Origin of the sequence: Acinetobacter sp. YH01006 (assembly GCF_013420445.1) — a bacterium.
GTDB classification, from domain to species: domain Bacteria; phylum Pseudomonadota; class Gammaproteobacteria; order Pseudomonadales; family Moraxellaceae; genus Acinetobacter; species Acinetobacter pseudolwoffii.
The window spans coordinates 21,887-44,971 of sequence record NZ_VOYB01000017.1; the positions used below are offsets into that span (position 1 = coordinate 21,887).

Annotated in this window: 19 protein-coding genes and 1 pseudogene; 11 read left to right on the top strand and 9 right to left on the bottom strand. The window is 41.9% G+C overall.

Annotated elements, in window-relative coordinates; genetic code table 11:
• Nucleotides 1-43 precede the first annotated feature (43 nt).
• Complete coding sequence (locus tag FTT73_RS12720; protein WP_005173783.1) at nt 44-406, top strand: NirD/YgiW/YdeI family stress tolerance protein; 363 nt, start codon at nt 44-46, stop codon at nt 404-406.
• Nucleotides 407-597: 191 nt separating this feature from the next.
• Entirely contained in the window at nt 598-2,166 is a 1,569-nt protein-coding gene (gene guaA, locus FTT73_RS12725; protein WP_005094597.1) for a glutamine-hydrolyzing GMP synthase, read from the top strand.
• 407 nt (nt 2,167-2,573) lie between these two features.
• On the opposite strand, the gene FTT73_RS12730 is transcribed toward guaA, so the two are convergent.
• Entirely contained in the window at nt 2,574-3,923 is a 1,350-nt protein-coding gene (locus FTT73_RS12730; RefSeq protein WP_180078416.1) for a GGDEF domain-containing protein, read from the bottom strand.
• Between the two features lie 510 nt (nt 3,924-4,433).
• Between FTT73_RS12730 and FTT73_RS12735 the strand changes: the two genes are divergently transcribed.
• Nucleotides 4,434-5,381 (top strand): pirin family protein, encoded by a 948-nt coding sequence (locus FTT73_RS12735; RefSeq protein WP_180078419.1) that lies wholly within the window; start codon nt 4,434-4,436, stop codon nt 5,379-5,381.
• A 163-nt stretch (nt 5,382-5,544) separates the two neighbouring features.
• Nucleotides 5,545-6,195, top strand: a complete 651-nt coding sequence (locus FTT73_RS12740; RefSeq protein ID WP_005094592.1) for a glutathione S-transferase family protein — start codon at nt 5,545-5,547, stop codon at nt 6,193-6,195.
• Nucleotides 6,196-6,234: 39 nt separating this feature from the next.
• Here FTT73_RS12740 and phoR read toward each other — a convergent pair whose 3' ends face one another.
• From phoR to FTT73_RS12755, 3 genes are all read right to left on the bottom strand, one after another.
• Nucleotides 6,235-7,593, bottom strand: coding sequence for a phosphate regulon sensor histidine kinase PhoR (gene phoR / locus FTT73_RS12745; RefSeq protein WP_005094591.1), 1,359 nt, complete (start codon nt 7,591-7,593; stop codon nt 6,235-6,237).
• 25 nt (nt 7,594-7,618) lie between these two features.
• Entirely contained in the window at nt 7,619-8,329 is a 711-nt protein-coding gene (gene phoB / locus FTT73_RS12750; RefSeq protein ID WP_005094589.1) for a phosphate regulon transcriptional regulator PhoB, read from the bottom strand.
• A gap of 242 nt (nt 8,330-8,571) precedes the next feature.
• On the bottom strand, nt 8,572-9,255 hold the full coding sequence (locus FTT73_RS12755) for a TetR/AcrR family transcriptional regulator (protein ID WP_180078421.1): 684 nt from the start codon (nt 9,253-9,255) through the stop codon (nt 8,572-8,574).
• A gap of 223 nt (nt 9,256-9,478) precedes the next feature.
• Between FTT73_RS12755 and FTT73_RS12760 the strand changes: the two genes are divergently transcribed.
• On the top strand, nt 9,479-10,327 hold the full coding sequence (locus FTT73_RS12760) for an SDR family oxidoreductase (protein WP_074383703.1): 849 nt from the start codon (nt 9,479-9,481) through the stop codon (nt 10,325-10,327).
• Nucleotides 10,328-10,424: 97 nt separating this feature from the next.
• Here FTT73_RS12760 and FTT73_RS12765 read toward each other — a convergent pair whose 3' ends face one another.
• Both FTT73_RS12765 and FTT73_RS12770 read right to left on the bottom strand, forming a co-directional pair.
• On the bottom strand, nt 10,425-11,789 hold the full coding sequence (locus FTT73_RS12765) for an MATE family efflux transporter (protein WP_005094582.1): 1,365 nt from the start codon (nt 11,787-11,789) through the stop codon (nt 10,425-10,427).
• 128 nt (nt 11,790-11,917) lie between these two features.
• Nucleotides 11,918-13,072 carry a methionine aminotransferase gene (locus FTT73_RS12770; protein ID WP_180191531.1) on the bottom strand — a complete coding sequence of 385 codons (1,155 nt, stop codon included), beginning with the start codon at nt 13,070-13,072 and terminating at the stop codon, nt 11,918-11,920.
• 245 nt (nt 13,073-13,317) lie between these two features.
• Here FTT73_RS12770 and FTT73_RS12775 point away from each other — a divergent pair.
• From FTT73_RS12775 to FTT73_RS12790, 4 genes and pseudogenes are all read left to right on the top strand, one after another.
• Nucleotides 13,318-16,221 (top strand): annotated as a pseudogene (locus FTT73_RS12775) (type VI secretion system Vgr family protein).
• Nucleotides 16,222-16,226: 5 nt separating this feature from the next.
• Nucleotides 16,227-16,763: a hypothetical protein gene (locus FTT73_RS12780; protein WP_180191532.1), complete on the top strand. Its 537-nt coding sequence runs from the start codon at nt 16,227-16,229 to the stop codon at nt 16,761-16,763.
• Nucleotides 16,760-19,135 carry a M23 family metallopeptidase gene (locus FTT73_RS12785; RefSeq protein WP_180191533.1) on the top strand — a complete coding sequence of 792 codons (2,376 nt, stop codon included), beginning with the start codon at nt 16,760-16,762 and terminating at the stop codon, nt 19,133-19,135. The genes FTT73_RS12780 and FTT73_RS12785 overlap by 4 nt, the downstream gene beginning before the upstream one ends.
• Before the next feature lie 10 nt (nt 19,136-19,145).
• Entirely contained in the window at nt 19,146-19,613 is a 468-nt protein-coding gene (locus FTT73_RS12790; protein WP_180078431.1) for a hypothetical protein, read from the top strand.
• Nucleotides 19,614-19,765: 152 nt separating this feature from the next.
• On the opposite strand, the gene FTT73_RS12795 is transcribed toward FTT73_RS12790, so the two are convergent.
• Nucleotides 19,766-20,686 carry a Dyp-type peroxidase gene (locus tag FTT73_RS12795; protein ID WP_100329703.1) on the bottom strand — a complete coding sequence of 307 codons (921 nt, stop codon included), beginning with the start codon at nt 20,684-20,686 and terminating at the stop codon, nt 19,766-19,768.
• Nucleotides 20,687-20,847: 161 nt separating this feature from the next.
• On the opposite strand from FTT73_RS12795, the gene FTT73_RS12800 reads away from it, so the two are divergent.
• Nucleotides 20,848-21,468 carry a LysE family transporter gene (locus FTT73_RS12800; RefSeq protein ID WP_180078433.1) on the top strand — a complete coding sequence of 207 codons (621 nt, stop codon included), beginning with the start codon at nt 20,848-20,850 and terminating at the stop codon, nt 21,466-21,468.
• 91 nt (nt 21,469-21,559) lie between these two features.
• Nucleotides 21,560-21,814, top strand: coding sequence for a hypothetical protein (locus FTT73_RS16190; protein WP_100535451.1), 255 nt, complete (start codon nt 21,560-21,562; stop codon nt 21,812-21,814).
• On the opposite strand, the gene FTT73_RS12805 is transcribed toward FTT73_RS16190, so the two are convergent.
• Together FTT73_RS12805 and znuB are read right to left on the bottom strand one after the other, a co-directional pair.
• Nucleotides 21,797-22,279 (bottom strand): DUF523 domain-containing protein, encoded by a 483-nt coding sequence (locus FTT73_RS12805; protein ID WP_180078435.1) that lies wholly within the window; start codon nt 22,277-22,279, stop codon nt 21,797-21,799. The two genes, FTT73_RS16190 and FTT73_RS12805, sit on opposite strands and share 18 nt — an antisense overlap.
• Nucleotides 22,280-22,282: 3 nt before the next feature.
• Entirely contained in the window at nt 22,283-23,083 is an 801-nt protein-coding gene (gene znuB / locus FTT73_RS12810) for a zinc ABC transporter permease subunit ZnuB (protein ID WP_180191534.1), read from the bottom strand.
• Nucleotides 23,084-23,085: the final 2 nt, after the last annotated feature.

The window sequence follows — 23,085 nt, forward strand, 5'->3', positions numbered from 1 at the left end:
GTTTAGATCATGGAATCATCATAAAAATGGCAGGTCAAAACACATGAAAAAATATATTCTGGCGACACTGGTTCTGGCAGCTGCCAGTCCGGCACTTTGGGCTAAATCAGATCAGGCTATTCTGGAGGAAGCAAAACAGAATGTGGTCAGTATTGCTCAGGCACATAAAATGAAAGATGAAACTGGCGTGACCTTAAGGGGGCAGATCGTCAAACAGCGTGCAGCACAAAGTGACGAATTTGAATTAAGAGATAAAACCGGCAGCATCATGATTGATGTGGATGACGACCACTGGAAAAGATTAAAACTCAAAGCAGGCGATCGGGTAGAAGTCTGGGGCGAGGTCGATACGCACCGCAACAAACCCACCGATATTGAAGTGATTCAGATTGAACGCGTGAAATAAACCATTCATTTGGCTGGAACAGGAAAGCAGCGAAACTCTGCTCTCCTGTGAACCAGTCAAAAATGAGGGCATTATTTTCTGAAATTTCTTAACTGTTTAATATTTAAACCAATTGGAATAGTGTGCTTAAACACAAGAAAAATGCTAGAATACGGCGCTTATCTTTCGTTTGCCTTTCATAGTTGTTCGTCATGACTACCAATACTCAAATTACTGAAGATCGTATCCTGATTCTGGATTTCGGTTCTCAATATAGTCAGCTCATTGCACGCCGTGTCCGTGAAGCTGGTGTATATTCTGAAATGTATGCCTATGATATGTCTGAAGAAGACATTCGTGCATTTAATCCAAACGGTATCATCTTGTCTGGTGGACCTGAGAGCGTTCACCTTGAAGGCAGCCCGCGTGCGCCACAAGTGGTATTCGAGCTCGGTGTACCGGTATTGGGTATTTGTTATGGCCTGCAAACCATGTGCGAACAGCTTGGCGGTAAAGTCGAGCCAGGTACTGTGCATGAGTTCGGTTATGCAGAAGTTGATATCGTGGTACGTGACAAGCTGATCGGTAATTTACAGGACCGTGAAAACCAGTTGCATGTCTGGATGAGTCATGGTGACAAGGTTGCCCGTATTCCAGAAGGCTTCCAGATCACTGCACAAACTCCAAGCTGTCCAATTGCGATGGTGTCTGACGAAACTCGTGGTTTCTATGGTATTCAGTTCCATCCTGAAGTGACACATACCTCTAAAGGGGCAGAATTACTGTCGAACTTCGTTCATCAAATTTGTGGTTGCCGCGGTCTATGGACGCCAGAACACATTATTGATCTACGTGTAGAACAGCTTCGCCAACAGATCGGTGATGAAAAAGTATTACTTGGTCTTTCAGGTGGTGTGGATTCATCTGTCGTTGCAGCGCTGTTGCATAAAGCGATTGGTGATCAGCTGACATGTGTGTTTGTCGACAATGGTCTGCTTCGTTTGAACGAAGGTGATCAAGTGATGCAAATGTTTGCTGACAATATGGGGATTCGTGTTATCCGTGCTGCTGCAGAAGAGCGTTTCTTGACTGCACTTGCAGGCGAAGTTGATCCTGAAGCAAAACGTAAAATTATTGGCCGTGAGTTTATTGCAGTCTTTGCTGAAGAAGCACGTAAATTAGATGGGGTAAAATTCCTGGCTCAAGGTACGATTTATCCAGACGTGATTGAATCTGCTGCAAGCAAACAGGGCAAGGCACATGTGATTAAATCGCACCACAACGTGGGTGGTTTACCAGCAGACTTGGCTTTTGAACTGGTTGAACCATTACGTGACTTGTTTAAAGATGAAGTACGTAAATTGGGTACCACTTTGGGCTTGCCACACAGCATGATTTACCGTCATCCATTCCCAGGCCCAGGTCTAGGTGTGCGTATCTTGGGTGAAGTGAAAAAAGAATATGCAGACATTTTACGTCTTGCTGATGACATTTTCATGCAGGAACTTCGTGCCAGCGGTTGGTATGACAAGACTGCTCAAGCATTTGCGGTATTCCAGCCGGTGAAATCTGTCGGTGTTGTCGGTGATGGTCGCCGTTATGCATGGGTGATTGCACTGCGTGCAGTAGAAACTGTGGACTTTATGACTGCTCGTTTCGCGCATCTTCCTTATGATCTAGTCGATAAAATCTCGACTCGTATCATGAATGAAATTAAAGATGTGTCTCGTGTTGTGTATGACGTATCGTCTAAGCCACCTGCAACTATTGAATGGGAGTAAAATCGGGATTTCTAAAAGCGATAGCTTTTAGCCGATTTTACGCCAAGAGCTATGCTCGCGGCAGTGAGGGATTTTACGAAGCACGGCTTCTTGCCTGAATGATGCCAAGCGCTATGCTCGCGCCAATCAGGATTTCACGAAGCACGGCTTCTTGCCTGAATTACTGCCAAGGCTATGGCTGCGCCAGTCAGTGTTTCAAGGAGCACGGCTTCTTGCCTGAATGATGCCAAGCGCTATGCACGTAGTAAATATCTGGTTGATCGGAGATATCCCGATAAAAAAAGAGCGCTTCGGTGCTCTTTTTTATGAGTTTTTATGAGGATTTTTTCTTCGTGATAGAATATGCAACTTTTCCATGTAAAGTTTATAAAAATTTAAGTTTTCACTAATATTCCTGATTTCATTATTTAAAGGGCAGACCAGAATTGCTTGGTTTGATTGGCCTTTGAATGATCTTGCTGGGTCACGGGCTTAAAGGCATTCCAGGGATTGGCTGGAGCAGGTTTGGGCTTTTCCAGCATTTTGGAATGATAAACTTCAATCCGATTTCGGCCTGATTTTTTTGCCTGATATAAAGCGATATCGGCTTGCTTGATCAGCTCCTCCAGCTTTTGCGTAGGCGACTCCAGTTCTGCTATACCAATCGAAATGGTAAAACGAATGGGCTGGTTCGGTTTGGCATAAACAAATTGTTTCTGAATTGCACAACGAATTCGCTCTGCAATCACCAGACTGTCTGGCAGCTGGGTATCTTCCAAGAGAGCAATAAACTCTTCACCACCAAAACGTGCCAGTACATCGCTATGGCGCATTTCTTTACGGGTGACTTCAGCAATCAGTTGTAGTACGCGATCGCCGATGTCATGCCCATAGTTGTCATTGATCTTTTTAAAATGATCGACATCAAACATCAGCAGGCAGGTGCTGGCATGTTTGGGCCATTGATGAATAGAACGTTCAGCCATATCGACAAAATGGCGGCGGTTGTATAACTGGGTCAAATCATCCGTATGTGCCAGATTTTTTAAGGTTTGATAGTTCCATTCGTCCAGCAAAGAGCGCAGGAAAGAGCGCCGTACATTCAGAATATTATTCCAGTTAATATAAATGCTAAAAAACCAGAGTGGACTAAACACGACAGTAAAAATAAAGGCTTGAGATGCGCTCATTAACTGGGTCACTCCAATCATGATAAACAGGGCAATCAAGATGGAACAATAGACCGCAACTTTAAATTGGGTCTGTATACACAGATTGGCGATGAGAATAAAGATCGCAGAGGCATAAATATAGGTAGCAACATGGGGGCTGCTTGAAAGCACCAGCAGGCCAATCCATGCAGCTGCAGCCACAGTAGTGGCGATCGGCAGGATTCTATCTAGAATCTGAATATTTTTATATGTGTTAAACAAGTAATAACAGCAAAGCATAGCGCCTAGAACCAAGATGACGCGCATCAGACCAGAAATAAAAAACATGTCTGGAATAATCAGAATATCGGCAAAGAAATACAGCAAAAAGGCAATTTGTGCCAGATAGTTGATTTGACGTAAATTAGTATGACTATGCGTATAGACATAATCGTGAAAATATTGCTGAAACGGGGCAGGAATACGGGCATGAGAGTCTGTCAGCGCCTGTTCGATCAGCTGACGGTTTTGCAGATCACATTCAGATAATTTCAGTGATTTATCGGTCGTTGAGTTTTGAAAAGATATATTCGCCGTTGAATATATATTCTCATGCTGAGCAGACATGTCCTGGTCCAGTATTATTTTTATAGGTGCCTATTATGCCGTGATTGGATGAAAAATAACCTCCCTAAAATTGGGTATCTGACTTAAATTTGACTTTAAACGTAACAAAAATTATATTTTTTAGCTGCAAAAGTGATTGAAATCCATAAAAATAATTTTTAATTGCTTTAATTTTTAAATTGAAATCATTCGTTTCACGTGAAACATTGGGTAATTGGGCCAGCAATGTCGAAATGGCTTCTAGCGCAGGCTTGAGAGCACCCTAATCAGCATTGAGCCACTTCCACTCAGGCTGTTACACTGCGAAATTCAGGTTTGATCGCTTGAACAGGAGTTAGATCGATCAAGCGATGTTAAGGGTTTTATACGTATCTAAATATTTCCAAAGATAGATTTTGCAAATAGACCCTGTACATTGTCCTGAATAGGGAGACATCTTGCAGCAGTCCAAGGGAAGAATGTTTCACATAATTTAAGATTTAGAATGAAAATGCCGAGGTGAGCTCAGCCATGTCGAATAATAGTGATATTGAACTGTCCAATTCGGATGATTGTGAAAAATATGTCAATCAGTTTATTCAGGAATTCCCTTTACGCCGTGCCGAAATCGGACAGGGTACCGTAATCAAACGTGCCTTGCCCAGCCGACATAAACGCATGATTGGTGCCTGGTGTTTTCTGGATCATGCCGGTCCGGCCAGCTTTCCACAAGGCGATGGCCTAGATGTTGGGCCACATCCCCATATTGGTCTGCAGACCTTTACCTGGATGCTGCAAGGCACCATGATGCACAATGACAGTTTAGGTACTCAGCAGCTGATTCGTCCCAAACAGGTCAATCTGATGACCTCGGGCTATGGCATTTCACATACGGAAGTTTCTCCAGAAAGCGAAACGCATATGCATGCAGCGCAGTTATGGATTGCCTTACCGGATGACAAGATCAATATGGCACCGGCTTTTGAGCATTATCCTGAATTGCCGGTAGTGCATGATCAGGGCATCGAATTTACCGTCTTAGTCGGTGAATATTTAAAAACCGTTTCACCGGTAAAAGTGCATAGTGAACTGCTCGGGGTAGACCTGTATGCAGCAGAAAGTACCAGTGCGAGCTTAGCCCTGAATCCAAAATTTGAATATGGTTTTATGGTACTTGAGGGCACGGCCAGCATTAATGGGCATGAACTGACGGAAGATAACATGCTGATCCTTGAACCGGGATTAGAGCAGGTTAATGCTGATATTCATGCCGGGAGCCGTGTATTACTCATTGGTGGTGAACCATTTGAAAGCCCGATTTTACTGTGGTGGAATTTGGTCGGACGTACCACCGAGGAACTTAAAATTGCGCGGCAACAATGGATTGAAGGCCATGAACGCTTCGGTTCGATTCCGGCCTATGATGGACCACGTTTAGAAGCTCCCGCATTTCTAGACCGGATGCGTGCTTCCAGATAAACGATCAGAATTGCAGGGGTGGATGGAACCCTGTCGGATTTGAACTGAAAATGGCAAATCTGCAACATAGGGAACAGAGCATTACAGTCATCAAAAATTGCGCTACATTCCGCTGCTTTTTGCTATGCTCAGCAAGCAAGAACAATAAAATCATGAGTCTAATATGCGTGTTTTACATCATCTCGAACAATCACGATCGTTTCGTATTCTCTGGGCAATGGAAGAGTTAGGACTGGATTATGAAGTGCAATATTATCAGCGCCAGCCTAATCTTTCCGCGCCACCGGCCTTAAAACAGATTCATCCCTTGGGTAAGGCACCAATTCTGACCGATCAGGAGCAGGTACTGGCGGAATCTGCGGCGATCCTGGAGTATTTACAGGAAAGCTATGATGAACAGCAGCAGTTTCGCCCAGAAGATCCTGCCGACAAGGCCCAGTACCGTTACTGGATGCATTATGCAGAAGGTTCATTAATGCCGCTGCTGGTGATGCAACTGGTGATGACCACTGTACCGAAACATACCCCTTTGCTGATTCGACCAGTAGCCAAGAAAATTTGTGAGGGAGTGAAGAAACAGTTTGTACAAAGCCGCTTAAAAGATCATATCCAGTTTCTGGAACGCTATTTGAGCGAGCATGACTATTTTGCCGGACACTTCAGTTTTGCCGATATTCAGATGAGTTTTCCTTTGGAGGCCATGCAAAGCCGGACTGGCCAAAGTTATCCAGCGATTCAGGCTTATCTGAAACGGGTATCGCAACGTGCAGCCTATGCGCGTGCACTGGCCAAAGAAAAACAGATAGCATCCTGAAAAAAAAGCTGCCGATGGCAGCTTTTTTAATGGGGGATATCAGTCTGGAAAGCTGAGGCGCTCTTTGGGGAAAATCACCTTAAAAGTGGAACCCTGGTTTTCCTTGGACTCAATTTCGAGATGTGCCTGATGTTGCATCAGGACATGCTTGACAATTGCCAATCCTAAACCGGTGCCACCGGTGCGCCGGCTACGGTCTGAATCGATCCGGTAAAAACGTTCAGTCAGACGTGGCAAGTGTTTGGGATCAATTCCGATGCCGTTATCTTCCACTACAAAATAGGCAGATTCACCATCATCATGCCACCCCATGGTAATGATTCCACCTTTAGGCGTATATTTAATCGCATTGGTGATCAGGTTGCTAAAGGCGCTGGCCAGTTCCATATCTGAACCGATCAGATCGCAATGACTGTCAATGTCCAGATTCAGGGTATGCCCATAATCGATATTATAGGCCTGTGCATCATCAAATAGCTGATTCATCAGACTTGGCATTTCGATGATCTGGTTTTTGGCAATATTTTTGTCATTTTCCAGACGTGACAGCAGCAGCAGGTCATTCACCAGCGCGTTCATGCGTCGGGTCTGCGACTGCATCTGATCAAAGGCGCGTTTCCAGCGCGGATTGATATCTTCCTGGTCGGTAAAGGTTTCAATATAGCCACTGAGTACGGTTAAAGGCGTGCGCAGCTCATGCGAAATATTATCGACAAAATCTTTACGCATCTGTTCCAGATTGTGCATCCGGGTCACATCATAGGCGACCAGTACCCGGCTTTCACCGCCGAAACGGGTCATTTTGACCTGGACATAATGATCTTCGAACAGCGAAGATCGCATTTTCAGGCCATCTGGTGACTCATCAATATGATGATAATATTCAATAAAACTCGGTTGGCGCAGCAAAGTTAAAATATTACGGCGACGGTCATCACTGGAAATTCCGAGCAGACGTTCGGCGGCTGGATTCCACCATTCAATCTGCTGGTTTTCATCAATTAAAACCACTGCTTCTTGCAAGGCCACCAGTGAAGACTGCGCTCGATCGATCAGTTCCACCATTTCTGCCTGCACAATCCGTTCCTGCCGCTGAGCGCGATAAACATTGAATAACAGTGCGCCCCAAATCCCGCCGATATTCGGCGGAACATCATAAGGGCGATTAGAAATCCATTCATTGACCAGATATAAAGAGCGCATCTGGGTGCTAAAGAACGCCACAAAGGCAATGACGATACAAATCCAGAAATACCCAATCCCAAAACCGATAAGGCTGGCGATGATCAGGAAAAAAGCCAGTAAGCGTAAATCCTGTTTGGCAAAATCCCATAAACTGCTGTAACGGATTCTTTTGTGCTCACGTGCCAGTTCGGGGACAGGGTAGGGTTCATACATAAAACAAGATTTACCTTAAAAGACGTTAACCTAAAGCCACATCTGCACGGGTTGAAAAACGGTAACCGGTTCCACGTACGGTTTGTACATAGCGGTTTGCGCCATAAGGTTCCAGCACTTTGCGCAAACGGCGTATATGGACGTCAATAGTGCGGTCTTCAATATAGACGTTGCCGCCCCAAACCTGATCCAGCAATTGCGCACGGGTATAGGCACGTTCCGGATGGGTCATAAAGAACGCCAATAGACGGTATTCAGTTGGCCCCATTTCCAGAATTTTATCGCCAAAATTAACCCGCTGACTGACCGGATCCAGAATCAGGCCATTGGCATCAATGGTTTTTTCACCGCTGAGTGCATTGGCACGGCGCAGGACAGCTTTAATGCGTGACACCAGTTCCCGGGTCGAGAACGGCTTGGTCATGTAATCATCGGCACCGGCATCCAGACCTTGTACTTTGTGGTCTTCTTCACCGCGTGCGGTCAGCATGATCACCGGAATTTCTGACAGGCTTTCATCACGTTTCAGACGACGACATAGATCTACACCGCTGATCCCGCCCGGCATCATCCAGTCCAGCAAAATCAGTGCCGGACGCTGATCCACAATCATCTGATGCGCCTGCTTGGCATCTTCGGCCTGTAAGCATTGAAAACCGGCCATATCCAGAGAGGTATGGATCATTTCCCGAATCGGGAGTTCGTCATCGACGATTAATATGTAGTCATCTTTCACAACGCAATACCCTATTTCATGTAAACGGTGAACCGTTTTATATTTATGACAGGCTTATTACAAAGACTAATTATGACAGTATCATTGCAGAAAGGGAAAAACTGCTGAAATTCGCAAAGATTTGTGACAATTTTAGTAAAGAAACTTGTTAAAAAATCATAAATTAATTTTACTTTTATCGATGCTTCAGCAGAAACCTGCAATCTGTTTTAGAATGCAGAAAATCTGATTAAGCCTTTGATTTAACAGTTATTTTTGTCTGAAAATGACTCCAATAATGCCAAAAATACCACACTGCACGATGATAAAACTTCCTCAAGTGACTGCTTGAATCCACTCATGACCCAGCGAATGGCAATTTGGGTGACATAGCCATTTAAACCGGTCGACACCAGTGAAATTTCCTGCTCACTACGATTTAACTGCGGCATCATTAACATGACAAAGGCATGAATCATGCGGTCGAAGCGCGACATGGTTTCATGAATGGTGGCCTGATTATGCAACTCCTGCACCAGCATGGCATCAATATAAATGATCCGTGCCATACGCGGATTGTCACGCAAGGTGCTAAGCAAGGCGGTTAGCCCCGCTTCAATCATTTTTTTCGGATCAGTGGATGCCTGCATCATGGCCTGCATGACATTCTGTTGCAGTTCATCAATCAGTTTTAAAAAGATGGTCTGAAACAGGTGCTCACTTTTTTTAAAAGATTCATAAAAATAACGTTCAGTCAGTTTGGCTTCATTGCAGATATCTTTCACGGTTACTGAAAAAAAGCCATGGCTGCCATAAGCTTCAATACCGGCTTCAATCAGCTTTTCACGACGTACCTGCTGTCGCTCAGCCATCGACAGGCCTTTAAACTGACGTTCCTTGCTTTTGGGTGGTCGTGATGGTGTTGCTGCATTGATTGAATCGGTCATAAAGCCTGGCTACTCATCTGCATGAAGATTTTGAATATCTTAGCAATAAATCACGCTTTGACCTATGTCGAAATTCAGCAGAGGAATTTGGCCGCTAAGGACATCGGATAATTATTGACAATATATATTGTCAAAATTATATTGAGGGTCTGTGCTAACTCCTGAAACAACAGAACAAGATCCTGCTGTCATGGAAGAGCAGTTATTTACATAAGGAAATTCAATGAAAAATTTTAAGAATAAAGTCGCTGCCATTACCGGTGCCGGTTCAGGGATCGGTCAGCAGCTGGCAGTTTTGCTGGCACAGCAAGGCTGTCATCTGGCACTAAGTGATATTAATGAACAAGGACTGGCACAAACGGTTGAATTGTTGCAGGGCAGTGATGTTCGGGTGACGATTCAAAAAGTTAACGTGGCCAAGCTACAAGAGGTACGCAGCTGGGCAGCACAGGTGGAGCAGGATCATGGCAGTGTCAATATGATCTTTAACAATGCCGGCGTGGCACTTGGCTGCACCGTAGAAGGTGCGAGCTATGAAGATCTGGAATGGATCGTCGACATTAATTTCTGGGGCGTGGTGTATGGCACCAAAGAATTTCTGCCTTTAATCAAGAAAACCGGCGATGGTCATGTGATTAATATTTCCAGTCTGTTTGGTTTAACCGCGCAGCCGACCCAGTCGGCGTATAACGCGACCAAGTTTGCAGTGCGTGGTTTTACCGAATCCTTGCGTCAGGAACTGGATTTGCAAAATTGTGGCGTGAGCGCACTTTGTGTACATCCGGGGGGAATCCGTACCAATATTGCCAATGCTGCGAAAATGAATGACAGTATGCTGACCCTGGGCATGAATCCGGAAAAAGCCGCCCGTAATTTTAATAAACTGCTGCGTTGCCCGCCAGTAGAAGCCGCTCGTCAGATTCTGGAGGCGGTACAGAAAGACAAACGCCGTTTATTAATTGGTAACGATGCCAAAGCTGTTGATTTGATTCAACGGATCTTGCCAAGCGGCTATCAGCATGTCACTGCACTGGCAAGCCAATTCGGCAAAAAGAAGAAAAAATCTGCTTAAATCATTGGATATTAAACCCGCAAAAGCGGGTTTTTAATCTTTTATTGCAGATCAGGAGTGAGTTGCTGTAAGGCTGTAGGCATGTAAAATAATGAAGCTAAACCAATATTTTAATGGTTTTTTTCTTCCAGACCAACTGATAATACAGTCCCTGCAAAATACACATGCTGACAAAGGCCAATGCATAGGCATACCAGATCCCTTCCAGCCCCCACCACCGGCTAAACAGATAAGCGGCAGGAACTTCAATACAGAGAATTGCAAAAATATTGATCAGCATCGGTGCAGTTACCGTACCACTTGAACGCATAATTGACGCAAAAATGGCGCTGGCACCAAAGAATAAAATAGACCAAAGCACAATGAATAAAAGTTGCTGACCCAGCACCACGACCTGAGGATCAGTAATAAACAGTGCCATTAAATATTTTGAGAACAGATAGGCCAAAACCACCAAACCGCCAGTAAACAGAATATTCATACTGAGTGCAGTCCGTGTGACTTTATTCAGCAAATCGGATTTTCCTGCACCAATCGCTTGTGCACCAAACACAGAAGCTGCAATCGCAATCGACAGAGCAGGAAACTGGATATAATTTAACACCTGGTTGACCGCACCATAGGCAGCCGTTGCTTCTGCGCCATAGCGGTTGACCAAGCCGACAATCACCAGACCGGCGACAGAAGTCGTGATCATCTGTATTCCAGTCGGAACGCCCAGACTTAAAATAATTTTGCTTAATTTAGGCTGATGGCGGATATGTTTTAATAATGCCCAGTCGAGCCTGAGCGGATGTTGTTTATAATTTAAATACAGGACTAGAAACAACAATACGGCCAGATTACCCAAAATGGTGGCAATTGCCGGCGAGATAATGCCCATTTGGGGAAAGCCAAAATATCCGGCAATTAATATCGGGGTGACTACCAAGCCCACGCCAATGGTGAGTGCGGAAGCAAACAGCGGTGTGGTGCTGTCGCCTACACCGCGCAAGATAGAGGTATAAATAATATAAATAAAAATTAGGGGACTACCTGCCAGCATCCATTGCACATAGGGCAAGGATAAATGCATCACCTCCGGATCTGTACCGAGCGCCAAGAGGATATTTTCGGCAAAAATCACACCAAACAGCGCGATCAAGCTTCCGCCAATCAAGGTCATAAATAAAGTTGAACCGACCACACAGCGCACTTTTTCGATATTTTTTGCGCCCCAGGCCTGTCCAATAAGTACAGTAGAACCGGCAGATAAGCCAATGACAAAAGCCATCAAACAAAACAGGATCGGGAAAAATACCGCAACCGCAGCAATGGCATTGACTCCCAGCATTTGCCCGACAAAAACCGTATTAATCGTGCCTGAAAGGCTTTGCAGGATATTGGTTGCAATTAATGGCAACAGAAATACCAGAAAGGCCTTCCATAAATTCTGTTGTTGGATCAGTGATTGCTGTACCATGCCCTATCCTGTTATTGATTTTTCATCTATTTAATTATGTTGCTATTATTGAATAAAGCAGGAATAAAGGCCTTAGCTTTTAAGTAACTAAGGCATTTATTTTATAAGAATTTTAGTTAAAATTTGAATTAAACCTTTGAAAGAATTTGACCTGCCTGAATCAGGGTCTGTTCTTTTTTTGCAAAACAGAACCTGAGCAGGCGTAAATCGGCAGGCGCTTGCTGGTAGAACACAGAGACTGGAATTGCCACGATCCCGTGTTGCTCTGCCAGAAAATGACACATCTCTACATCATTTAAATCAGGCCGGATAGCCGAATAATCGAGATTCTGGAAATAAGTTCCTTGAGAGGGCGTCCATTTAAAACGTGATGTTTCTATTGATGAATTAAATAGATCACGTTTGTTTTGATAGAACCGGGAAAGTTCGCGTATATGTTCAGGATGCTGTTGCATGTATTCCGCCAAAGCTACCTGAATCGGAGTCACGCCACAGAAGCTGGCAAACTGATAAATCTGTCTGAACATTTTCATGAGTGGCGGTGCCGCAATACAAAAACCGGTTTTCCAGCCGGTGACATGAAAGGTTTTACCAAAAGAACCAATCACGAAGCTACGCTCGCGCAGTTCAGGAAATGACCAGGCTGAATGGTGCTGAACGCCGTCAAAAACCAGATGTTCATAGACTTCATCGGATAACACTACAATATTGCGCTCACGGATCAGCTCAATCAGATGCTGCCAGTCTGCTCTGGACCAGACACTACCGCTGGGGTTGTGAGGAGTGTTGACCACTATCATGCGGGTATGGTCATTGATGGCATCTTTCACCTGATTCCAGTCCACAGAAAACTCTGGATGCTGTAATGCAATATGTACGGGGGTTGCACCAGCCAGCTGTACTGCAGGTGCATAACTGTCATAGCTCGGATCGAAAATAATCACTTCATCACCCGCACGAACCGTGGCCTGAATCGCACAAAAAATCGCAATTGTGGCGCCGGAAGTAATCGTGATCTCTTCTAGCGGGTCAATGCTCAGCTGATCGCGCTGTCGATACAGATCGGCCACCAGCCCGCGCAATATCGGCAAGCCATCTCCAGGTGCATACTGGTTAAATCCGTTATGACTGGCCCGGCTCAAAGCCTCAATCAATGCCGGTGGCGCAGGAAAGTCTGGAAATCCCTGTGAAAGGTTCAATGCGCCGAGTTTTTGTGCCAGGGCCGACATGGTGCTAAAAATCGTGATGCCTAGATCAGGCAGTTTAGAGGGGAATTCCAGCATGTCCTTGGCCTTGAAAATAAGATTGAATCCAGTGTAGCAGCAAGTTCTACTCTGGATAATCAGAAAATTCTGAAATATTTGGCATTATTTTTACCTCTATTTTTCAGAGATTTATTGAATAGATGCAATTGAATTACTGAAAATCAAATGCCTAATTATGTGAAATGCACACCGAGCTGGACGAAATGGACAACTTTTCCTAGAATTTGCTCCACAATAATAATGCTTAAAACTATAACTATAAAATGCCAAAACATATTCATCTGCTACTGGAGCAACTTGGGCTGAACCGGCAGCATCGTGCGCTGCATCTGCAGTTTTCACATCTGCCCTTAAATCATCAGGTCCTGATTCAGCGGATTGATGGCCAGCATCAGATTAATCAGGGTCTGCAGGCAGAACTGATCTGCCTTTCTACGCAGGCCAATCTTGCTTTAAAGCAATTTATAGGCTGTCAGGTGGCAGTAGATCAGGTAACAGATCGTGGCGAACTTTTTCGAACCAGTGGCATTATTACCGCAGCGAGTCAGGGACACAGCGACGGTGCCTTGAGCTTGTATAAATTAACTATGCAGGATGCTACTGCACTCTGGCACAAACGCCGTAATAGTCGGGTGTTTATGAATAAGAGCGTGCGCGAAATCAGTGAAATATTATTTAGTGAATGGCAAAGCAGAAGTGCATTATTTGCAGCCAGTCTTAGTCTGGACTTGACCGGATTAAATCGGGATTACGATGTACGCCCTTTTGTGATGCAGTCCAATGAGTCGGATTATGATTTTTTAACACGTTTATGGCGTAGTGAAGGAATAAACTGGCTGATTGATGAAAAGCACTCCATTGTTCCGGTGTCTGCTACTGAGATTCAGCCGCAGAACCTGCGTTTAATCGATCATTCTCAAGCCTTTTCAGCTTTAAAACGCCGTTCAATCCGCTTCCATCGCAGTCATGCCACCGAGCAGTTTGATACGCTGACCAGTCTGATTGTCGTACGTCAGCTTAATTCCAACAGTACCCATACCCAGCGCTGGCAAGCGCAGCACCTTGCGCAGGATCAAAGCCAGTCCTTATTAAATACTCATCAGCAAAGTAGCGTGCAGGATACGGCCAGTCTGAATCTTGAGGATGCCTGGAACATTAGTCCGGCCTGGACAGGTGATTTGAATGCCGAGGATCAGGTGACGGCATCTGGTACGGCACAACTGGAACGACTGAATCAGCAGCTCAATCATTATCATGCGCTGCAATCCAAATATTTTAAAGCCAGCAGCAGTGTACGTGATGCTCAGGTCGGGTATTGGTTTGAATTAAAACAGCATGCTGAAATTGATCAGCATCCCGTGCATGAGCGTGAATTTTTGATTTTGGGTAAACGCTTCTATAACCAGAATAATTTACCTAAAGATATTTTATTGCAGCTAGACAGCTTGCTCGGCCAAAGTGATTGGTAAATTTCGGAGGAAGAACGGCAGGGCAATCAGCTGTATATCGTCCGTCGTGACATTCCGGTCGTACCTGAATATCAGCCTTTTGTGCATCGCCCCGTTGCATATCCGCAGCGAGCTCGAGTGGTCGGGCCTGAAGGTGAAACAATCCATGTCGATGCTTGGGGAAGAGTGAAAGTTCGTTTTCTATTTACCCGAAGTGATGACCATCAACATGATGCCGGTGCAGGCAGCAATGACAATGATAGCGATTCGGCCTGGATTGATGTATTAACCCCTTGGGCTGGTGAAGGTTATGGAGTCAGATTGCATCCACGAGTTGGTGAAATGGTGGTGATTGATTTTTTTGAAGGCGATATCGATCGGCCCTTTGTTATGGGACGGATTCACGAAGCAGAACGACATCCAGTGATGTTTGATGCGAAGGGACAATTACCAGCCACCAGAAAACTCAGTGGGATCCGTTCCCAAGAAGTGGATGGCGAGGGTTTCAACCAGCTGCGTTTTGATGATACGACGGATCAGATTAGTGCGCAGTTACACAGTAGTCATGGTGCTAGCCAATTGAATTTAGGAAATCTCAGTCATCCTAAAGAAACCGAATCGAGTGAAGGTCGTGGGGAAGGGTTTGAACTAAGGACAGATCAGTGGGGGGTGGTACGAGCAGGGCAAGGCTTACTGATTTCGACCTATTCGCAAGATACAGCAGCAGGTAATCACCTGGATGCTAAGCCTGCCAAGAACCAGATGGAATCAAATCTGAATAACACCAAAGTTCTGAGTGACATGGCAGAAGCTCAGCAAACTGATCCGCTTGAGCTTTTTAATAGCTTAAAACAATTTCTGAATCAACTTGAAACTGAAGATGCGAACAAAGCCACTGCATTTAAACAGGCTGTTATGGTATTAACGGCACCACATTCGATTGTGCTGAGTACAAATGAAAATATTCATTTATCTGCAGACCAGCAGATAAATTACAGTGCAGGGGAAAATATCCATCTATCGACTCAACAGTCTCTGATTGCACATGCGCAGCACAAGATCAGCCTATTTGCTGCCCAGAACGGAGCACGCTTATACGCAGGCAAAGGTAAAATTGAAATACAGGCCCAAGATGATGCCATCGAAGCAATTGCACGGAAGGTGATTAAGCTGATTTCAACTGAAGACAAGATTGAGATCACCAGTCCGAAAGAGATCCTGCTAACCGCGGGAGGGTCTCAAATAAAGATTAATAGCAGTGGAGTATGTATCACAACTGGTGGGAAGTTTGAATGTAAGGCGGGGCAGCATTTGTTTGAAGGTGGAGCAAGGGTAAACTCTCAGCTTCCAAAAATGCCGAAGAATGGTACATTTAGTAGAAGATTTGATTTTAGTGATATCTTTAATCTAGAAAATTTAAAAGATCAGATTAAGTTTAAAATAATAAATAAAACAAAGAATTTTGAATATATTGGAGTATTAGATGAAATGGCTAGAACGCCAAGAATATTTAGTGATTCATCAGATAATATAGAAATTCAATTTATTGGTAATATTGATGATAAAAGTATTATGTCTATCAAGGAGTTAAACGAGGATATTTACAATTATGACACGGGTGACTCAGTGGATGATGGAATCAATATTCATAGTGAAGAAAAGTCGGATGATGAATATAAGGATAATTTAAAAGATGATTTTAATAAGTTTGGAGCTTAGAAAGTATGAAGAAAGATATTGCTTTACTTTTACTTGTGTTTGTTTCAGTGCAAGCCTTTGCTAAAGAAAATGTTTGTGAAAAAATATGGAATAATCGGCAGGATAATATAGAAGTTATAAAAATAGAAAAAAATAATATCCCATGTACTCAAATTTGGGAAGATGTGAATAAGTTGAAAATTTTAAAATTGATTGGTTTAAATCCTAAAGATAATCAATGGATGTCAACAGGTGAATGTCAGGTTATAGAAGTTGATAAAAATAAATATCAAGTTTATTATGCTTATTTAAAAAATGATCACAGTGATATAAGAATCATCAATGATATTAAGGGTAATTATTTTTCATATTTTAGAAATTTAGGTCATTATGATGTATTTGAAGATAAATTTTTCCCAACAGAAAAAGAAAATAAAAATGGTGTAGAGTTGAGTTGCCCGGGTTTAGGTGATTTTGAAAAGTTAAAATCTATTTTAAATTCATATATAAGTAGTAAAAAAATTGATATTAATAAATTTAGTTTTGAGGACTTAAATAAATGAGGAGTGGTAAGTTAATAAATAGAAAAAGTTATCCATTAACACGATATGGATTTATATGTGCTGTTTCAAGAAAAGAATCTTCGTCAGATTTAAGTTTATCTTTAAATGAACCTTTAAATATTAATGCAAGTAAAATAAAAAACTCTCTAGGCTATATTGGTCTTTTCCAGTTTGGTGAAGCCGCACTTATTGATCTTGGATATTATAAGCATTGGAATGCTAATTCTGATAAAACTAAAGCAAATGATTGGACAGGGAACTGGGTTGGAAAGAATGGTATAAATTCTCTATCAGATTTTTTGAAATCTCCCTCTAAACAAATTCAAATTATTGGACAATGGATAGACTTTCTTTGTGAAAGATTAAGGAACAGAAATTTTAATGAATATTATGGAAAAATAATTAACGGTATTGAAATTACTGAATCTGGTGCTATTGCAGGTGCTCATTTAGTTGGGGATGGTGGATTAGGTTCTTTTTTAGGTGTGCCAGGTTTTAAAGGGAATTATAAAGAGTCAGATGGAAATAATGTTCATATTAGTAAATATATTGATCTGTTTAACTATTACGATCTAGAAAGTTGTTGTGATAGGAAAATATATATATTATTAAGAAATCAAATAGGACAGATAGTAAAAAATAAAAAACTAACTATTCAATCTGAATATAATGGTAAGTTCGAACAATCTAAATTCACTGTAGATACAGAATCGGATGATCAAGGATTATTACCTGTAATTATTAGGCATCCAAATAGTAAAATTATAATTAAGGCAGATGGTAAACAATCAGAAGTTATCATGCAAGCTGCCAATAAAAAACAATCTATTGAGTTAAGTATAAGTGAAGATATTAAAATTCAGGCTGTCTTACAAGAATCTTCAAAACCAGAACCAAAAAAAGAAAAGGTTGTTATTGAGCAAAAAGTATATGATTCTAAAAATGATACAACAGAACTCCAAGTTTGTAAAAATATAACGTTTGATATCTCAATAGTAGAAGGTGACACTAATAGAAAAATAACAAATATGAGGTTTTTTATAAAATATAAAGGCAAGCTCAAAGAACATACTTCGGATGGGGCAGGAATAAAAAAAAGTATCATCGCTGAAGAGGGTGAAATTTTAGATATATTAGTGAGTGGGATAAAAGGCTATCAAAAAATAAAGACAATATCTGTAAATAAAACAATTGAAAATAGTTGTGTATATGTCCCGTTAGGGCTAGTAAACGTAAAGCTTAAGGTAAGTGATAGTCATGATAAAATTTTAAAAAAAAATAAATTCTTTGTAGCATATAGAGGAAGAGAAATAGAAAAAATAACAGACAATAATGGTTATATTGAGCTAAAAATGCTAAATGCTTTTGTTTATAAACTTTTACTTTCAAATAGAAAATCTGTTTTAACTTTAAGGAATGATCCAAGTGTTTCATTGATTAGGGTGATTTTAAATCCTGCTGCTACAACAATACAAATGCTTGATATAGTATCAAATAGTCCAAGAGTAGAAGCACCAACAAAAGGAATTCCAGCTAAAAATGAAGAAAGCTTTGTTGATTATTTAATGGACTTTTTTCCGTCACTCGGTAAGATCGATAATGTCTATACAGAGAAAAATGGTAATCCGCTAACAAAGCAATACGGTAGTGATGTTTCATTTACGATAAAAACAATTAATAAAAAAACACGTAAAGAGGAAAATCTTCCTTACTCAATCAAGTACGATGGAGCTAAAAAGAATCACTATTCTGGGAAAGATGGAATTGGATTAAAAAAACATAAAGGACAACAAGGTAAAAAAATAGAAATTAGTGTAAATGTTAAAGGGCAAGATCAAGTTTTACATACTACGATACTTGAAAATCCTATGCCCCTTATTGAAATAATAATAGATAAGCCAAATGATGATGGATCATATTTATTTCCACTTAAAACAAAAACAAGGTCTTATAAAAATGGTTTTGCTCGATTTGGTTCTAATAGAAGTGGAGGAAAACGAAAGCATGCGGGATGTGATCTCTACGCGCCGGCAGGTACAGAGGTTAGGGCTATGGCAGATGGTATAGTAAGAAATATTTATTATTTTTATGATAATACTGATGCTATTGAGATTACTCATCAAAAACATATAATTCGTTATGGCGAAGTTAGGAAAGATAAATCTTTGGTAAAAGCTGGTGATAAAGTTGTGAGGGGTCAAGTTATTGGTTATGTTGGAAGTTTAACAACTAAAGGTATCCCAAGTATGATGTTACATTTGGAGATGTTTTCTAATACTGATAATACGGGCACTCTGAATGGTAATAGTATTTATAAGCGTCGTTCAGATTTAGTTGATCCTACTCCATTTTTGGATAATGCATTATTATGAGAAAATTTTAATGAAAAATATTTATATTTTAAGTTTTATAATTGCTTTGACAGGTTGTAGTGATAAAAGCCAAGATAAAGTACAAAACAGTTCAACCAATGAACTGCATATAATAAATTCAGAAGAAAATGGGAAACAAACTATTGAAAGTAAAAATGATGGTTTAATAGAGAAAGAAATACAGGAAAGCGAAGATACTGCAGCTATAGTAGAAAAAACAAATAATGTAAATCATATTTCATGTTCAAATAAAAATATTACAAAATGGTATGGTTTTGATGAGGCTTCAGCTGAACCAGCTTGTGACGTTGTAAGTAATCTTAAGCTACAATCCTATAAATGTAATATCTCTAAAAATGCTTTTGGTGAGAATAAAGATGCAATTTTGTTAGAAAATGAAGATCACAGAATATTTGTTTATTTTGACTTAAAGGATTGTAATAACATATTAGATATACGAAATTCTAATGCACCTTAAAATTGAAAACTTTTTTAATGTGTAAATTTCTATACAGTTAAAAACTAAAATTGGTACTCGCTCTATCATTTTTTAACGGTATTCACTTGATATCCCTCTAAATTAAATTCGAAAAATATTTGAAAGAAGCCGACTTCCGTCGGCTTCTTAAATTACCCTTCCAAAACTTCTTCTAACAACTCTTCACTCGGTGCAAAGTAATATGCTCCATCTAGTGGAGTGACGAAGTGTAGCAAGCGATCATGGATCCCATCGCCAGACGTACCAAACATACGCTCTAACATTGCATCAATAATAGTTAAATCTTTGGTATAGGCAATGAAGAATAGACCTTGGTCACCACGGCCATCACCATAAGGCAAGGAATGACGGAGAATCTCCATTTCTTCGCCTTCTTCATCTTCCACTACAGTACGTGCAACGTGAGCATTTGCCGGTTTAACCTCATCCTCCAGTTCAATCGATTCCAGTTTGGTACGACCCATCACTTGCTCTTGAGTATCGACTTTCAGCTTTTTCCACTTTTCCAGATCATGCGCATAACGCTGGGCAAAAATAAATGAACCATCTTGGAAAATGCCCGTATCTTCACCAAGTAATGCCACCTCAGCACGATCATCTGGGAATTGCGGATTTTCAGTGCCATCAATAAAGCCTGTCACATCACGGCCATCAAAATAGCGGAAGCAGACACGTTCATCCAGAACTTCAACCTGATCCTGAATTCCTTCAAAAAAAGCCTGACTCAGCGCAAAACAGATATCCGCCCGTGCACTGGCAATATGAATCAGAATATCTGCCGGTACAACCGGCATTGCAAATGAACCCTGAATCGGTTCAAGCTGTTTGAAACCTGCAGGGCTTTGTGAATAAAGTCTTGACCAAAGCTCAGGACCAAAAGCGACCGCTGTTTTAATTTGTGCTTGAGGATGTTGCGTAATCAGACGATCACGAGAAGTAAAAAGATGTTCTAATTTTTCTTTGAGTGCTTCAATATTTAAGTCTTTAAGACGCAATACAATAAAGCGAGCATGATCTGAGGGGAGGGGCAAGATTACCGATTGGGCTGTCATTCATGGCTCCTGTAATGATAAATCCTGTTTTTTAATGCACATATTGTGCCTGAAGCTCTGCAGAGTGAACAGTGCAGCGCCTTATATTTAAGCAATTTTTTAGCCTGAATCTATTGGATAAGTCCTATAATATTGTGCAAGTTTTCCAGAGTTGAATGTTCATGTCCTACCAAATGTGGTTTGCCTATATGCTGGCCTGTTGGGTGATTAGTGTTTCACCCGGTGCAGGGGCAATTTCTTCGATGTCGAGTGGGCTGAATTATGGTTTTCGGCATGGCTACTGGAATGCATTGGGTCTGCAACTGGCATTACTGGTGCAGATTGCAGTGGTTGCAGCCGGAGTGGGGGTGCTGTTTGCGACCACGCCATGGGCATTTTTGGTGGTGAAATGGTTTGGTGTGGGCTATTTATTATATTTGGCTATTTTACAGTGGAAAGCGCCGGTACAATCCATCGAAATTAAACATGAATTGGCACGTAAGTCTTCGGGAAAACTGGTTTTATATGGTTTCTTGGTGAATATGAGTAACCCCAAAGCCATTGTGTTTTTACTGGCTGTATTGCCACAATTTCTGGATTTATCCAAACCACAATGGATTCAGTATGTGATTATGGCGCTGACCATGATCACGATTGATCTGATTGTGATGGCGGGCTACACGGGGCTTGCTGCAAAAGTTTTACGATTGCTCAAGTCACCAAAACAACAGAAAATTCTAAATCGTACATTTGCCGTATTATTCGGTTGTGCTGCTAGTTTGTTGAGTTTGGTACATCAATAACAGTATGGAATACATTTTTAAGTCTATTAATTGATTTTTAAGCGTATTTCATCTAGTTTGATCGCATGAAAACAACAATAGGCAAAGCAGCATGTCAACGCCATTATGGATTTTGATCTATGTCTTACACTGCATTTTAACCAAGTGGATTATTTCGTGGGGCGGGGCAGCATATATTAGAGGCTGGAAAACATGGTTTGTGTTTAACATATCTCAATCTGAAGAATGGACGAAAGATCAGGTAATTATGATGGCGTGGTTCTTTTGGATTGCATTCACGATTTTATTTTTGATTGGGCTGTTTAATCCTGAATTTCGCTTTTATAAATTAAAGAATAGTCTGTGATAATTGCGCCAAGAATTCATCTTCAGTCATCACAACAATGCTATGCTGTTTAAAGAGTGCAGCGGTAACACCATCACCCTGAATTTTATGTCCTGAAAATGATCCGTTATAAATCAAATCACTACCACAAGAGGGACTGTGGGCTTTAAGAATTGCATGTGTGGCGTGAAAGTCTTGCGCAACTTTTAAAGCGAGATATGCACCTTGTATAAAAGCTTTAGAAAGATCGTTTCCAAGTACATCGATAACCGATGCTTTTTGTAGCAGTACATCTGAACCTGAACCATTTTGAATTTCGGCAGGTGGACGTGGAATCGGTAGTCCACCTGAGATTTCAGGACACAGACTGATATATTGATTTGGAACTAAAGATTCGAGCACTTCTTTGACAAGGCAATCCTTGCCATCGTAACGAACTTTTTGACCGAGCAAACAGGCACTCACAAAGTAGCGTTTAGTCCCCATGTCCTAGCTCAGCTTTTTAAATTTCTGAAAGATAAACATCATTGCAAATAACACTGCCATGGTCAGCACAATGGTCAGCCCAGTTGAAGTATTAAGGCCTGCGCTCGACCAGAGGCCTACTGTCACGCCAATCTGTGCAATCACGAATGCCCAGATCACCATTTGGCGTGGAGAGTTTGCCAAAAGGCGAGCAGTCAGAGCAGGAATAACCAACAATGCACCCATCAATAGGGAACCGACCGCACGTAAAGCCAGTACAGTAAATAGCGCAAGCAATAACATAAAGATCAGGCGTTGCCATTTGGCATTTACCCCTTCACTGACCGCCATATCCGGATCAATCGCGATCTGAATCTGGGCTTGCCAGCTTTTATATAAAACACCTAAGGCCAGAATGATCACAATGGCGAACGTGGGCAAGTCCGCCCAGGAAATGGTCAGTAGATCACCGAATAAATAGCTGAGCAGTTCAGGTCTTAAACTTGGTGAATGTTGAATAAACAATAAACCCGAGCAAAGTAAGGTTGCTGAACACAGTGCAAGCAGGGCATCATTGGGGAGGCGGGGATCATGTAGCACCCACAGAATGGCAACCAGCAATAATGCCAAGAAGGTCACGCCCATCCACAGCGGTAGACTTAAGGCGCCTGCAATCGCAACACCCAGTAAAGTACCATGTGCCATAGTATCAGCAAAAAATGACATACGACGCCACAGCATCAAGCAGCCTAGCGGCGCCGTCAGAAACACCAGTAGTGTGCCCATAATCCATGCAGGTAAAAGGAGTTGTAACCAATCCATCATGG